Here is a 14509-nt window from a genome sequence, read left to right as displayed (position 1 = left end):
CCTAAGAGGGAGTAAGTTGACTTATGGCCGCTTATGAAGCCGTTATTGGCCTGGAAGTGCATGTGCAACTGGCCACGGCCTCCAAACTGTTCTGTTCCTGCCCGACCATGTTTGGCCAACCGCCGAACTCCAATGTATGTGAAGTTTGCTCTGGCATGCCTGGTTCTTTGCCTGTCCCTAACAAGCAGGCCATACACTTTGCCGCCCTGGTAGGTTTGGCGACCGACTGCACCATAAATGCACGGTCCGTCTTTGCCCGCAAAAACTATTTTTATCCCGACCTGCCCGCTGGCTATCAGATTTCACAGTTTGAACTGCCCATCTGCGAACACGGCCATCTGGATATCACTGTTGATGGCGTGACCAAAAGGGTTGGGATTACCCGCATCCATATGGAAAACGACGCGGGCAAAAACATTCATGCGCAGGGCGAAAACGTCAGCTATGTTGACCTCAACAGGGCCGGCACGCCGCTGGTGGAAATCGTTTCCGAGCCGGACATGCGCTCCGCCGCCGAAGCCGTGGCCTATCTCAAGGCGCTGTACAGCATAGTCACCTATCTTGGCGTGTGCGACGGCAATATGGAAGAAGGCAGCTTTCGGTGCGATGCCAACGTTTCCTTGCGGCCTGTGGGAGCTGAGGCCTTTGGCACACGCACGGAACTGAAGAACCTCAACTCGTTCCGCAACGTGCAGCGCGCCATCGAGTATGAAATTGCCCGTCAGCAGGATGTCCTGGATGACGGGGACAAGGTCGTGCAGGAAACGCGCCTTTATGACGCGGTCAAGAATACTACTGCGTCCATGCGCAGCAAGGAAGAAGCGCACGACTACCGGTATTTCCCGGACCCGGATATTCTGCCTGTGGAAATTTCAGCCGACGAGATGGCCCGCTGGAAGAAAGAATTGCCCGAACTGCCCAAGGTTAGGGCCGCTCGCTTTACGCAGATGACGGGCCTGCCCGAAGCCGAAGTTGAAGTGCTGGTGCAGAGCCGTGGTCTGGCGGATTTTTTTGAAGCCGCTGCCAAGCTCTCTGATGCGCGCAAGGCCGCCAATTTTGTGCTTGGGCCGCTGCTGCGCGAATGCAACGCCCGTGGCGTCAGCGCTGCGGACCCGGCCCAATGGGGCATGAAGCCCGAGGCCCTCGCCGAACTGGTGCGCATTGTGGATCAAGGGCTTATCAGCGCCAAGATCGCCAGCGATATTTTTGGTGATATTTTTGAAAGCGGAACCATGCCTGAAGCGTACGTGAAGGAAAAGGGGCTGGTGCAAATTTCCGACACATCCGCCATTGAAGAAGCAGTGGACGCTGTTATTGCCGCCAATCCCTCTGAAGTGGAAGCGTACAAAGGCGGCAAGACTAAGCTCATAAGTTTCTTTGTGGGCCAGATCATGCGCGCCACCAAGGGCAAGGCCAATCCTGCCCTTGTGAACGAACTGCTGGCGAAAAAACTGCAGTAGAGTCTGTCGCGCTGAAATGTTTGCGGGAAATGCTTTGTGGGGGAGGGACCCTTTTGCAAAAGGGTCTCCTCCCCCACGCCCCACCCCCTAAAACTCTTTGCGTTTTAGTTAGTACAACGAGTTCTCAGGTCTGGAGCAGAGGCAGCTACGCCTGAAGCATCTACCCCTTTTCAACGTCACAATCTCAGGCTATCTGTGTTCGTGTTTCTGGCATGACAAAACAAGGCCCCTTGCACGCAAGGGGCCTTGTTTTATGCTTTCAGAGATGATCGGCCTGGAGTGATTGGTAAAATTGCTCGGGTGCGCTGTCAGCTATTTCATGCCAGTGGCTGCGGCCTCGTCAACAACCCACACAAGATCGCCAAAGCCGGGCCGCACCATTTGTGCGGGCAACGTGGGCTGGGCCAGTAGGTTGAGCGCGCGTGAAAGGACTGCGTGCTTTTCCGCCCCTGTCACAAGAAACATGCAGCAGCGGGCATTGTTGATAACCGGAAGCGTCAATGTGAGCCGGTCTGCCTTGCGTTCGGGCACATACTGATCAATGACGAGACGTTTTTTTTCGGCCAGGGCCGGAGAGTTGGGAAAGATGGAGCCTGTATGGCCGTCTTCGCCCATGCCGAGCAGCACAAAGTCAAAACGGGGCATCTCCTGAGGGCCAAGATCAAATTCTGTGCGAAGCTGATTCTCATACTTGGTGGCAGCCTCGACAGGGTCTTCTTCACCACGCATGCGGTAAAAGTGCGTGGCGGGAACATAGCTCAACAGTTCTTTACGGGCCAGACCATAATTGCTGTCGGCATGTTCAGGCCCGACGCAACGTTCATCCACCCAGAAAATACTCATTTTATCCCACGGCAACCTGTCTGCCCAGTCATCTCCTGCCAGCAGGCGGAAAAGTGGAATCGGCGTCTGACCGCCAGAAAGGGCTATGCGAAAAACACCTCTGTCGGCAACGGCCTCTTCGCATGCGGCGGCAAGGATATGCGCGGCGCGTTCTGCCATGGCGGCCGGATCTTTATGAATATGTACCGTGAGATGGATGGATCGGCTGAGGCCCGACATGTGGCGGCTCCTTCAAAGTTGACGATGGGGACGACCCGGCATGCGGCCAGACCGTCCTGCGAGAATTTGCCTGCAAAACAGCAGCCGTAGTAGCGCCGGGACCCGAATTTTCGGGCAGGCGAAACGGTACGGCAGAAAGTCTATATTTCTGACGCACGCACCGAGGCAACACGTCAGTCGTATGTTGTAAATTGCTGGCTCCAGCCTGGCCGGAACATCAGTCCCACTATGGCACAGAAGCACAGGAGAGAAAAGTCCTATTTGTGTCAGCAGGGTGCCGCGATTATTGAAATTCTTCAATCGGAGCCGGTGCTTCAGAAATATGCAGCACTTCGCCGTTATCAAGGCCCAGGGTTTTCCAGGCGGCCTTGCATTGCAGGGGTTGGCCGTTCAAAACGCGACGACCAAGCTCACTGCCGCCATCAAGTTCGATTGTCCAGTTGCGTTCAAAGTCTTCACCCGGGTGCGTTGGCTGCACAGCATTCAGATGGCGGGACAGCAGAAATTCACCTGTGGCAGAGCTGAACTCGGCAAAAAGATTCATGTTGTTAACGCTGACGGTGCCTATGTTGCGCGCAAGAACATGCACAACGAGAAGCAGCGTATTGCCGTCCGAAAGAAGTCCGGCGCTCGCAGAACAGGGCTGGAGCGGAAAAAGATCCTTGATGCGTTTTTCGGTGGCGGTATTTTTGTCCAGTATCATCTGGCGCTGGGCAGTCATGCGCTCCAGCTGCGCCTCACGGAACTGGCGGACCAGTTCGGGGCTGTTCACCAACTTGCGCACGTGCCACCCTGTAGGCGTTTGATCCATGCGCAGAATAAGCAGAAAGTTTTTATCAAGAAGCGGATGCCGTGCCTTGGCGGTCAGCAGCGCCGTGCCTTCGCTGGAGGTTTGCAGGCTGAGCGTGGAGGCCAGCTGTGCGAGAAAATCCGGCGGTAAGGCATAAAGGGGGGTTCTTAGTCGTATTTTAAGGTCAGGCTCATCTTTTACGGGTTCTTGCTTGGTGCGGATTTGTTTGAGCAGGGCAGTTTGAATCATGTCGTCGACCTGTCGTATTTGATCCTTCCCTGCTTTAAGAAATGGGTAATTTTGTACCAGATCTTTGGCCAGACTGCCTGAAAGCGAATTGAAGTCCACCAGTGCAGCAATGGTTTCGGTGTCGGCCGTTTTCAGCGCGTCCCGCAAAATTTCATAGGCGTACTGGCTGGATTGGCGGTACTGGTAATAGCGCCACCCGCTGAAACTTATCACAATGACAATAAGCACCAGTACGGAGGCGGCCAGAGCAAGCGTGTGCTGTCGGGCAAAGGCCACTATTTTAGGGATAAATTGAAAATTCATGCTCTACCCACGCAAGGACGCCTGACGCGAATTCAGTGAGTTTTTTGAACCGCATTCCAGTGCCGGTTCAGGGCCGCGCAAGCGATGACGCTTTACCTTGAGCGGCATGGGGGTGACGGTGCGCGCTGGTTCCAGATCAACACGTATGATGCCCCAGGCTCCGAAGGGCGTACGCAGCCTGCGTGTGTAGCAGCTCAAGGGGCAGGTGCCGTCCCAGGATTTGCGAGGACCGGTCAGCGTGCTCATGCCGCAGAGTTTCCCCACGTTGGCGCTTCGGATGATGCGCCAGACCTGCCACCAGCTATGGGGCGGGCCAGGCCAGGGGGATTTGCCGCCCTGAAGACGGTGCAGGCCGTATGCCAGAGACATGCTGTTCCAAAAGGTAACCGCGATACCTCTGGAGGAAACGCGCAATGCCTCATGTACCGCAGCATCGATTTTTTTGGCGTCGCCAGCGGCAAGATGCAACACCGCGCAGTCAAAAAAATCATCCTCAAACGGCAAATAATCGTCCGCAGCGGCCAGTATTTCTGCGCGGGCGCCCATAACTGCCGCAGTTTGCGTCCGCTGTTCAGGGCGTACTTCAGTGACGGTCAGATCAAAGCCGCATTCCCACAGCAAAGGCGAAAAAACACCTTGGCCGCAGTTGATTTCCAGCAGTGTTTTTCCTCGGCGTGGCCAACCTGCCAAACATTGCTGCAACAAATTCTGCTGCTTGCTCAGGGCAGAGGAGCCCTTGATGTTCCCATTCCACCACTTCATGCAACCTGCCCTTCCTGTGCCCGCTAACCGTTTACTACGTCACTATTTTGCAAAGCGGCCAAAATGGCAAGAAAAACCTGTCACAAATCCGGAACCAATAAAAAGAGTTTCACGCACACACTACTGAAAAAATGCTGAAGAAGAAAGATGGCGGGGCGCGTCTGCGTACCCCGCCACGTAAATTCGTTCAGCAAAAAAGTTTAAACGGCGGCTATGGCTTCAATCTCTACTTTAGCGCCAAGGGGAAGTGCGCTGACTTCAACGCAGGAGCGCGCCGGGCAAGGTTCCGTGATGTATTGCTTGTAGATTTCATTAACAGACCCAAACGTGGTGATATCAGTGATGAATACAGTGACTTTCACCAGATTGGCCGCTGTCATGCCCTGCGATTCAAGAATGGCCAGCACATTTTTGCAGCACTGGGCGGCCTGAGCTGCAGCATCACCCTCTACCAGTTTACCCGTGGCAGGATCAATAGGCACCTGGCCGGAAAGAAACATGAAGTTTTCGGTTTTGATAGCCTGGCTGTATGGGCCGACGGCGGCAGGGGCCTTGGGAGTGCTGACGACTTGCTTGTTCATGTGATGCTCCTTATCAGCGATACATGGGTAAAAGATTAAAGACAAAAAGTGTATGACAAACAGCTACAAAGCAGCCATACAATAGCAGCATGGGAGCGGTGAGCCTTCCGCCAGGCGTGGTGTAGCCGCTGCTTACGAATTTTTTGCGGCCCGCAGCCAGCAAAAGAGCCGGCACAATGACGGCCCAGAATGCAGATGCCAGTCCGGCCCAGCCAATGGCGGGCAAAAATCCGTCGGGCCATATGATGCCGCCAAGAATGGGCGGAGCAAACGTGACCAGAAGCGTCTTGGTGCGACCTGCTCGGCTGTCGTCAAATTTGCACAGGTCAGCCATATAGTCAAAAAGTCCCAAACCCGCACCGAGGAAGGATGTGGCCACAGCCAGTAGAGAGAAGCTTTCAAGCATCCGCAGGATGAAAAAGCTGCCAATGTTGTTGCCTGCCGCGCCCATGAGGTCGCCAACATTGCCGCCAGCGGCTATAACGGCCTTGAAGTCTTCACGGGAAATGTTTCCATCCGCCGCTGTCAGCCATGAAATGTAACAAATCAGAGCTACGATCGTTCCATACCGCAGGCTTGCGTTGATAGTATGCGGCTCCTTGCCCATATACTTTATCAGGCTTGGAACTGAAGCGTGAAAACAGAATGATGTCAGATAGGTGGACACCGCCCCCCACAGAAAGATCATTTCTCCGCCCGTGCCCCGGCTGTCCGTCAGGATTTCAAGCCGCAGGTGGGTCATCATGCCGCTGATGGAAAAGAGATAGGTTATGACCATGCCGCCCACAAGGAGAATGGAAAACCTGTCTACGGCTTTGGAGCTCCACCAGATGAAGACGGTAAGCAGCAGGGCGAAAGCGAGGCTTGCAAGCGGACGCGACGGCATGTTTCCTGCTATGGAATTGATGCTCTGCCCAATAATTGAGCCTCCGCCGCTGACATAGGCATAAATCAGGGTATACAGCACAAAGGCCACAGCGCAGCCGTTGGCGAGGCTCCACCTTGGTCCAAGCAACTCCCGCACGATAGTGTGAAAACTATGGCCAGGCTCAAAGTGCAGGCTCACTTCCAGCAGCGCCTGACTTGAGCGCAGCATGACAAGCCATGAAAGCAGCATGAGGCCAATGGACCAGAAAAACCACATTCCAGCCGATGCCATGGGCAGGGCCAGCATGCCAGCGCCAATGGCCGTCCCGGCCACAAGGGTTGAGCCGCCAAGCACGGGAGGGAGGCGAAACTTCATTATTGATATGTATCCTTGGTCGGGGGGGTTTTGGGATCGCGAGTGTGGAAATAGTTTGCAAGCAGCGCGCCTGAAATATTTTGCCAGACGCTGTACAAAGCGCCGGCAATGGCCGCCGTGGGAGAAAAATGCGCCAGCGCCAGGGCGGTGGCAAGGCCAGAATTTTTGGTGCCTACAGAGATGCACAGGGCACGGCCCATACCAGTGTCAAAACGTCTGAAGCGCGCCAAAAAGCTTCCAGCCGCAAGACCTGCAAGATTGAGGCAGATGACGGCTACCAGGATGTCAAAGCCTGCCCGCAGGATATTTTCGGCGTTTATGGCCAGGATTCCAGCTACCACAAGAGTGATGGTCAGCGCTGAAAACAGTGGAAGAAAAGGGAGGGCGCTTTTTGTCAGTCTTCCGCAAAAACTGTGAGCCACAATACCCAGCAGAACAGGAACCACAACAATCTTACTGATAGATACCATGAGCCCCCATATGTCCACGGGGATCCATACGCCGCCCAAAAGCCAGGTGATCAAGGGCATAAGAATGAGAGAAAGAAACGTGCCTGCAGACGTGAGGGTTACCGCGTAAGGTACGTCACCCTTGGCGATATAGGCCAGAACATTGGAAGCCGTGCCCCCCGGCGCTGCGCCCACAAGAATGAGCCCCATGGCCATATCCGGCGGCAGGGAGCACAGGTGGCAAAGGATGAAGGCCAGTATGCCCATTATGGCGAACTGCGCCCCAATGCCCCAAAGAATCCGGCCCGGGCTGGTTAAAATATGGCTGAAGTCGCCAAGGCGCAGCGTCATGCCCATGCCGAACATGATGAAGCCAAGCAGGATGGTGATATGGGGGGCTACCCATAAAAAAATCTCTGGCCGCCAGAGAGCCAGAGCGGAACAGGCAATAACCACAAGACCCATATAGCGCGTAATGGCGGCGCTAATTTTAGTCGCGAAACGCAGCAAAACAAATTCCTCCGCCAGGGGCGTCACAAGTCATGTGGGGGATACTGGCAGAGTAGCGCTGGCTTGGCAATAGCCCCCATAAAAAAGGTACTGACAATAAAGGGTTGGGCAAAACGTTGCGTATGCCGCAGCGATCTTGCGGCAGGAAGTTCACTTGAAAAAGCTTTTCCAAGCAGGTAGGCTGTTTCTTTAAGAACGCGCCCATTTGGCGCGCGTTTTCGTGCCGCACTTCTGCGCAAGGCGAAAACGTCACCAAATTTTGAGGAGCATCATGAGCAACGAACCAGACAAGATTATTTATTCAATGATCCGCGTGACCAAGCGCCACGGCCAGAAGGAAGTGCTGAAGGACATTTCCCTCTCCTATTTTTATGGGGCCAAAATCGGCGTGCTTGGTTTGAACGGCGCGGGTAAATCCAGCCTGCTGCGAATCCTGGCTGGCGTGGACCAGGCCTATGACGGCAAGACTGTTCTAGCCCCAGGCCACACCATAGGCTATCTGGAGCAGGAGCCTCTTTCCAATGAAACGCGCACCGTGCGCGAGGTGGTTGAGGACGGCGTCAGCGATCTGACCGCCATTGCCCGTCAGTTTGAAGAAATCAACGCCAAGTTCTCCGAGCCGATGGAACCGGAAGAAATGGACGCGCTGATCACGCGGCAGGCTGAAGTGCAGGAGCTTATGGACGCCAAGAATATTTGGGATCTGGATTCCCGGCTTGAAATGGCCATGGATGCCCTGCGCTGCCCCCCTGGCGACATGCCAGTGCCCCAGATTTCCGGCGGTGAGCGCCGCCGGGTCGCCCTGTGCCGTCTGCTGCTGCAAAATCCTGATATCCTGCTGCTGGACGAACCAACCAACCATCTGGATGCCGAATCCGTGGCCTGGCTTGAACGCTACCTGTCCACTTTCCCCGGCACGGTTATTGCCGTCACGCATGACCGTTACTTCCTTGACAATGTGGCGGGCTGGATTCTCGAACTGGACCGCGGGCGGGGCATTCCCTGGAAGGGCAACTATTCGTCCTGGCTTGAACAAAAGCAAAAACGCCTTGCCCACGAAGAAAGATCAGAGGCCGAACGGCAGAAAACCCTGCAGCGAGAGTTGGAGTGGGTGCGGATGTCTCCCAAGGGGCGGCACGCCAAGGGCAAGGCACGCCTTAACGCCTATGAAGCCATGCTCTCGCACGAAAGTGAAAAGCGTGCGCCTGACCTTGAAATCTACATTCCGCCGGGACCGAGGCTTGGCAAGAGCGTTATTGAAATTGACGGGCTCAGCAAGGCCATGGGCGACCGTATGCTGATGGACGGCGTGAATGCCATCATTCCACCAGGAGCCATTGTGGGCATCGTTGGCCCCAACGGCGCAGGTAAAACAACGCTTTTCAAGATGCTGGTCGGGCAGGAAAAACCTGATACCGGCACGCTCAAGGTTGGAGAAACCGTGCAGTTCGCGTACGTTGATCAGGGGCGTGAATCCCTTACGCCCGGAAAAACCGTGTACGAGCTCATCAGTGACGGGGCAGAGGCCATAAAGCTCGGCAACCGCGAGGTCAACGCCAGGGCGTACTGCACCCGTTTCAACTTCCACGGGGCGGATCAGCAGAAAAAGGTCGAGGTGCTCTCCGGCGGTGAGCGCAACCGGCTGCACCTGGCGCGCATGCTCAAGTCCGGGGCCAACGTGCTGCTGCTTGACGAACCCACCAACGATATTGACGTCAACACCATGCGCGCTCTTGAAGACGCACTGGACAACTTTGCGGGCTGCGTACTGGTAATCAGCCATGATCGCTGGTTCCTTGACAGGGTGGCCACGCACATCATGGCCTTTGAAGACGAGGCCAATGTGGTTTTTGTCGAAGGCAACTATTCTGATTATGATGATGACCGCAAAAAGCGGCTCGGCAAAGATGCCGATACCCCGCACCGCCTCAAATTCCGTAAACTGACACGATAAACGCCTCCCCCCCGCGTCGGCTGCCCGGCGCGGGGGGGCAGGTTCTTCTGGAGGGCAGATGGATACATGGAAAAATATGCAAGGCCGCGCCCGCAGCCGTAAGTTTTCAGACAGCGCGCGCATCTTGGTCTTGAGTCTCTTGGTGACACTTATGGCCTCAGGCGGCGCCTGGGCTGCCACCGGAAAAATTGCCGCCACCGCGCCAACCAGTCCGGTTTCCGTCATTCTTTCGCCTTCTGGCGGTCAGGTTCAGGTTGAAGAAACCCTGCCTGTTGTCATGAATGATGATATGGGCGTTTTAAGCTTTGTGCTGCCTGGCGGTGCTGAAAATCTGCAGATCAATGTGCCGGGGCATGTCATCGCCCGTTGGACTACCTTTCCCCAGGCGTTGGAGCATAAAGGTCATCTCGCCGCCATGCGCGAAGCCCTGACGACGGAGATTAACGAGGTCAACGGCAAGCTGGCTGCGCTCAAGGCCCAGCTGGCACTGTGGCAGAATCCGCCTGTCAGCAGTTCCTATCAGGATCTTGTCCAGAGGGAAAAAAGGCAGGAGGGCGCAATCCCCGGTCTGATCATTGAGCAGGCTAATCTTGTCAGCCATCTGGAAACGCTGCGTCAGCAATTGGACCAGTTGCCCCTGAGCCCGGAGATGGGGCAGCGTGTCACCATCGCTCTGCGCAAGCCCATCAAGGATAATAGTCTTAAAGTAACCTACAGTTATCAATTGCAAAATTGTGGCTGGCGGCCAGTATATTCTTTTGACGCAAAAACCGGCAATGGCAAAAGTAACGAAACCGCCGTTCGCCTGATGGCTGAAATATGGCAGCTTTCTGGCATTGACTGGCAAAACGCCCAGATTACCCTTATTTCAAGAGGTGAAGGGCCGCGCGAACCCGCAGCGCTGAGAAAGTGGGTCGTCGATTCACAGGCCACGCCTGCGCCCATGCCTGCCCCGGTGGCCCGTCAGGCCGCAAGCCGGGCCATGATGATGACGGCTGAAGCTGACGCTGCCCCCATGACGCCCCCTGTGGTGCATGACAGCAGCGCGGTATTCGCCCGTTGGAGCCTTGCCGTGCGCGGCCTGCCCGAGGGGCGCTCCCGTCTGCTCATAGTTGAAGATATGTGGAAAACCTCCTTGCAATGGCTGGCCCGCCCCACCACAGGCGACAGCCGCGTGTGGCTCATGGGCAAGTATACTCTGCCGGCAGAGCAATCCTGGCCTGATGGTTCTGCGGAGTTTTGCGTGGATGGTCAGGGAGTCGGCCAGGGCTTCTTCACCCCACGTGGGGGAGAAGCAACCCTGTATTTCGGGCCTGACCCGCGCGTACACATAAACGTCATTGTGAACAGCAGGCGTCGTGGCGAAAGCGGCTTCCTTGAAAAGAGCCGCACCTGGACATGGGCCTGGACGTATGTGCTGACCAATACACACAAGAATCCGGTCAGTGTTCGTCTTGAGCGGCCAATGCCAATGATAGTTGATCAGGGAGTCACGGTTACCTATAACGATGCGCCGCCCTCACAGCAGGTGCCTGATGAGCAGATGCTGCTGTGGAATGTCGACGTGCCCGGCGATGGCAAGGCCGAAGTCAAGCATTCCGTGACCATCACCTCGTCCAAAGAAATACCGATGATCAGTGATATTCCCTAGTGCGTCAGCATGGGTAATTCATAAAGTAAAAAGCCGCCCTGTCTGAGCAGGGCGGCTTTTACAACCACGAAACAAGCGCATAAACGTTTGATGAGGAGCAAAATCACGTGAGATTTAATCCCATTTTTTTTGACCTTGACGGCACCATTACTGATTCGGCGCAGGGCATCATACGCGCGGTGCAGTATGCGCTGGAATATTTCAATATCTCCGCCACGGAAGAAAGCCTGATTCCCTTCATCGGCCCGCCGCTTCGGGATTCGTTTGCGCATTTTTTCCCCGGAGATACTGAAAAACTGGAGCAGGTGGTCGCCAAGTACAGAGAATATTATGTGGAGCAGGGTATTTTTCAGTCCCGCCTGTATGATGGCATTGCTGATCTGTTGCGCCAGCTGGCTGAGAACGGGCACACCCTTGCCCTGGCAACCTCCAAGCCGGAACCCTTTGCCGTGCGCATTATAGAGCATTTTAACCTGACCCGGTATTTTGCCTGCATTGCAGGGGCGCAATTCAAAGGAGAGCGCACCGACAAACCCGCTGTGCTGCGTTATGCCTGCCAGACTCTCGGCGTTACGCCTTCAGCGGGCTGCCTGATGGTTGGCGACCGCAAATACGATGTGCTTGGCGCGCATGAAGTTGGCATGCCCTGTGCCGCCGTCTTATACGGCTATGGCTCGGAAGAGGAATTGAAAAAGGCTGGCGCGGATCAGATATGCCCCGATGTAAAGGGGCTGCGGAAGTTTTTGATCGGGGCGTGATGGGCGTTACTGGAATGCTTGAGACAGAAGCAACGTGATGTCCATCTGTTCGGCCTCATTTTCTGCCAAAGAACGCTCAATCTCAACTTCGGGCTCTCTGCTCAAATCCAGAATGCGCGGCTTTATGGGTCTGCCAACCGGATCAAAAGCCAGCATGATGCACGGCTGGGCGGGGAAGTTGGGATTAGAGCGGCAAACAACGCCGCGCTCGCCGCTGGACAGATGCACTGGCGTACCCACAGGATAGATTCCCATCATTTTGATAAAGCGCTCAACATATCCGGGGGCCCACGCCTGTCCCCGCATTTTGTACATGACGGCCAATGCCACATTGGCTGGCATAGGCGTTTTATACACCCTTCGAGCTGAAAGGGCGTCGTAGTTGTCGCTCACGGAAAGAATACGGCCATAGATGCCGATTTTTTTCCCGGACAAACGGTACGGATAGCCGGTGCCATTGTGCCTTTCATGGTGCTGCACGACACCTTGCAAGACTTCCGGGCTCACGTTTTCCACTTTTTTGAGCTGATTGTACCCAAGCAGCACATGAGACTGCATGATCTCCTGCTCGTTTGGCATAAGCCGACGTGGCGCGTTGAGAATTTCTTGCGGAACAAAAGCCTTGCCAAAATCATGAAAAAGGCTGGCCATGCCGACAAGATGCAGGTTGTCTTCTGACAATCCGAGATAATGGGCATACGCAACGGCGAAAATGGTCACATTGACCGAGTGCGTGTACGTGTATTCGTCGGAGCTTTTAAGTTTTGACAAGGAGATGAGCGCGTCAACATTGCGGTTGAGACTGTTGACGATGGATTCCACGTACGGCTGAGATGCCGCCACGTCCACAGCGCCGCCCTGGGCGGCCTTCAGCAGGCTTTTTACATGCTCAAAAGAATCGCTATAGATGGCTTTGGCCTGATGTATTTCTTCGCCCAAAGAAACCAGCGGGGTGCGGGGGTCGGTCCAATTCGAGTAGTCGCCATCATCATCGATTGCTGATCCACCCGGATGGTCAGCATCGGGGTCTTTTGCAAAGCCGTCCATTTGACTGAAACGGCTGGGGTCATGATACGCTTCTGCAAAACCCTGCTTGATGATGGTATCTATCTCTTCCTGCGAAGTAATAAGCCCCTCCTGCATATACAAAAGGGGAGCTTTAAGCCAGGAAATTCCAGGATTAACAATATACATCCCTGGCTTGAGCTCAGTAATAATTATTTTTACTGGATCCATAGCCGCGAAACCGCCTCTCTACATCCGGGCCACTTTGACGTGGCCCAGATATTCAAGTGTGGAGTAAAGACTCGCTGGAATTATTTAACTTTGAAATTAATCTGACGTCTGCGTGAGCAGGCGCGCGCCATAAGGGCGCAAGCGCGGCCCGTCAGGTATATTGTCACAACACAGATATGACAAAAGATTTAAAGGGATATACTTGATGTAGATATCCTCTAGCCGATATCCCAGTCAAGGCCGAAAGTGTCGTGCAATATACGCACGGCCAATTCAACATACTTTTCCTGAATCAGAATGGTGATCTTGATTTCAGAAGTGCTGATCATGAGAATATTGATGCCTTCCTGCGTAAGGGCGGCAAATGTACGGGCCGCGACGCCCGAATGGTTGCGCATGCCCACGCCAATGGCCGAAACCTTGGCCACGCTCACATCGTGCAGAACTTCAGAAGCGCCGGTTTTTTCGGCAACCTCTTTCATCACCGTCAGCGTTTGCTGCAAATCTTTGCGCGAAATGGTGAAGGTGATGTCCGTATGACCGTCCAGGCTGGTGTTCTGAACAATCATGTCGACAAGAATGCCTTTTTCAGAGAGCGGCCCGAACACGGCAGCGGCCATTCCAGGCACATCGGGCAGATCGCGGATGGTCACGCGGGCTTGATCTTTATCGTACGCAATGCCGGAAACAAGAACGGCTTCCATGCTGGAATCCTCCTGAGTAACAAGGGTGCCGGGATCACTGCTGAATGTGGAGCGCACCCGCACGGGAACTTTGTATTTTTTGGCAAACTCCACCGAACGTATGTGCAGAACCTTGGCCCCCATGCTGGCCATTTCCAGCATTTCTTCATAGGCGACGCGGTCCATTTTACGGGCGGTTGAGCAGATGTTCGGGTCAGTGGTATAGACGCCGTCAACATCTGTATAAATTTCGCATTCGACAGATCCCAGAGCCGCAGCCAAGGCCACCGCCGAAGTGTCGGATCCGCCGCGACCGAGAGTGGTTATGCGGCCATCTTCAGTGCAGCCCTGAAAACCCGCCACCACAAGCACATCGTAATCTTCCAGAAAAGCGTACAGGGCTTTGCTGTTTATGGAGCGGATGCGCGCGCGGCCAAAGTCATCATCGGTAGTAATGGGTATCTGCCAGCCCAGCAGGGATCGGGCACGAATTCCCGCGTCCTTGAGCAGCATGGTGAACAGGCTGATGGAAACCTGTTCGCCTGTGGCCACAAGAGCGTCGCATTCGGCCTTGTCTGGCGTGCCCGACCATTCATCGGCAAGCGCTAAAAGGTGATTGGTTTCGCCAGATCTGGCTGACAATACGGCTATAACCTTGTTGCCCTGAGCGAGGCCGTGCAGAACTTTTTCTCGCACCTGCTTCATGCACTCAAGTCTGGCTACGGAGGTGCCGCCGAACTTTTGTACTAAAATTTTCATGCCTGTATCCATTGCCCATAATCCTTAAAGAGTACAACAGGCCAGCCACGTAGACGGCT

Annotated in this window: 12 protein-coding genes; 4 read left to right on the top strand and 8 right to left on the bottom strand. The window is 54.9% G+C overall.

Translation table 11 applies throughout. From position 1 onward, the window contains the following. The first annotated feature begins 23 nt into the window (after positions 1–23). Positions 24–1460 (top strand): Asp-tRNA(Asn)/Glu-tRNA(Gln) amidotransferase subunit GatB, encoded by a 1437-nt coding sequence (gatB, locus tag BCS36_RS09560; RefSeq protein ID WP_291302665.1) that lies wholly within the window; start codon positions 24–26, stop codon positions 1458–1460. A 312-nt stretch (positions 1461–1772) separates the two neighbouring features. On the opposite strand, the gene pgl is transcribed toward gatB, so the two are convergent. The 6 genes from pgl to BCS36_RS09530 all read right to left on the bottom strand — a co-directional run bounded on the left by pgl (position 1773) and on the right by BCS36_RS09530 (position 7409). Beyond that, a complete protein-coding gene (pgl, locus tag BCS36_RS09555; RefSeq protein WP_291302664.1) occupies positions 1773–2522 on the bottom strand; it encodes a 6-phosphogluconolactonase in 750 nt (249 codons plus the stop codon). A 283-nt stretch (positions 2523–2805) separates the two neighbouring features. After that, positions 2806–3864, bottom strand: a complete 1059-nt coding sequence (locus BCS36_RS09550; RefSeq protein WP_291302663.1) for a translation initiation factor IF-2 — start codon at positions 3862–3864, stop codon at positions 2806–2808. 3 nt (positions 3865–3867) lie between these two features. Next, complete coding sequence (locus tag BCS36_RS09545; RefSeq protein ID WP_291302662.1) at positions 3868–4626, bottom strand: class I SAM-dependent methyltransferase; 759 nt, start codon at positions 4624–4626, stop codon at positions 3868–3870. A 200-nt stretch (positions 4627–4826) separates the two neighbouring features. Continuing rightward, complete coding sequence (locus BCS36_RS09540) at positions 4827–5207, bottom strand: Rid family detoxifying hydrolase (RefSeq protein ID WP_291302661.1); 381 nt, start codon at positions 5205–5207, stop codon at positions 4827–4829. A 13-nt stretch (positions 5208–5220) separates the two neighbouring features. Further along, on the bottom strand, positions 5221–6450 hold the full coding sequence (locus BCS36_RS09535; protein ID WP_291302660.1) for an aromatic amino acid transport family protein: 1230 nt from the start codon (positions 6448–6450) through the stop codon (positions 5221–5223). Then, positions 6450–7409 carry a bile acid:sodium symporter family protein gene (locus BCS36_RS09530; RefSeq protein ID WP_291302659.1) on the bottom strand — a complete coding sequence of 320 codons (960 nt, stop codon included), beginning with the start codon at positions 7407–7409 and terminating at the stop codon, positions 6450–6452. The genes BCS36_RS09535 and BCS36_RS09530 overlap by 1 nt, the downstream gene beginning before the upstream one ends. A gap of 271 nt (positions 7410–7680) precedes the next feature. Here BCS36_RS09530 and ettA point away from each other — a divergent pair, with 271 nt between their 5' ends. The 3 genes from ettA to BCS36_RS09515 all read left to right on the top strand — a co-directional run bounded on the left by ettA (position 7681) and on the right by BCS36_RS09515 (position 11772). Next, on the top strand, positions 7681–9363 hold the full coding sequence (ettA, locus tag BCS36_RS09525) for an energy-dependent translational throttle protein EttA (protein ID WP_291302658.1): 1683 nt from the start codon (positions 7681–7683) through the stop codon (positions 9361–9363). A gap of 151 nt (positions 9364–9514) precedes the next feature. Beyond that, complete coding sequence (locus tag BCS36_RS09520; protein ID WP_291302657.1) at positions 9515–11014, top strand: DUF4139 domain-containing protein; 1500 nt, start codon at positions 9515–9517, stop codon at positions 11012–11014. A gap of 107 nt (positions 11015–11121) precedes the next feature. After that, positions 11122–11772 carry an HAD-IA family hydrolase gene (locus tag BCS36_RS09515; protein ID WP_291302656.1) on the top strand — a complete coding sequence of 217 codons (651 nt, stop codon included), beginning with the start codon at positions 11122–11124 and terminating at the stop codon, positions 11770–11772. Positions 11773–11778: 6 nt separating this feature from the next. On the opposite strand, the gene BCS36_RS09510 is transcribed toward BCS36_RS09515, so the two are convergent. Both BCS36_RS09510 and BCS36_RS09505 read right to left on the bottom strand, forming a co-directional pair. Further along, on the bottom strand, positions 11779–13008 hold the full coding sequence (locus BCS36_RS09510) for an HD-GYP domain-containing protein (RefSeq protein WP_291302655.1): 1230 nt from the start codon (positions 13006–13008) through the stop codon (positions 11779–11781). A gap of 218 nt (positions 13009–13226) precedes the next feature. Further along, a complete protein-coding gene (locus BCS36_RS09505) occupies positions 13227–14450 on the bottom strand; it encodes an aspartate kinase (RefSeq protein ID WP_291302654.1) in 1224 nt (407 codons plus the stop codon). Positions 14451–14509 lie beyond the last annotated feature (59 nt).

Origin of the sequence: Desulfovibrio sp. MES5, assembly GCF_002237645.1 — a bacterium.
Taxonomy (GTDB): domain Bacteria; phylum Desulfobacterota; class Desulfovibrionia; order Desulfovibrionales; family Desulfovibrionaceae; genus Desulfovibrio.
The sequence above is the reverse complement of the archived record's forward strand: the minus strand, read 5'-3'. Positions and strand labels throughout refer to the sequence as shown.

Coding starts and splice junctions, on each gene's coding strand:
- gatB (WP_291302665.1), top strand. CDS start 24: ATGGCCGCTTATGAAGCCGTTATTGGCCTGGAAGTGCATGTGCAACTG.
- pgl (WP_291302664.1), bottom strand. CDS start 2,522: ATGTCGGGCCTCAGCCGATCCATCCATCTCACGGTACATATTCATAAA.
- BCS36_RS09550 (WP_291302663.1), bottom strand. CDS start 3,864: ATGAATTTTCAATTTATCCCTAAAATAGTGGCCTTTGCCCGACAGCAC.
- BCS36_RS09545 (WP_291302662.1), bottom strand. CDS start 4,626: ATGAAGTGGTGGAATGGGAACATCAAGGGCTCCTCTGCCCTGAGCAAG.
- BCS36_RS09540 (WP_291302661.1), bottom strand. CDS start 5,207: ATGAACAAGCAAGTCGTCAGCACTCCCAAGGCCCCTGCCGCCGTCGGC.
- BCS36_RS09535 (WP_291302660.1), bottom strand. CDS start 6,450: ATGAAGTTTCGCCTCCCTCCCGTGCTTGGCGGCTCAACCCTTGTGGCC.
- ettA (WP_291302658.1), top strand. CDS start 7,681: ATGAGCAACGAACCAGACAAGATTATTTATTCAATGATCCGCGTGACC.
- BCS36_RS09520 (WP_291302657.1), top strand. CDS start 9,515: ATGGCCTCAGGCGGCGCCTGGGCTGCCACCGGAAAAATTGCCGCCACC.
- BCS36_RS09510 (WP_291302655.1), bottom strand. CDS start 13,008: ATGGATCCAGTAAAAATAATTATTACTGAGCTCAAGCCAGGGATGTAT.
- BCS36_RS09505 (WP_291302654.1), bottom strand. CDS start 14,450: ATGAAAATTTTAGTACAAAAGTTCGGCGGCACCTCCGTAGCCAGACTT.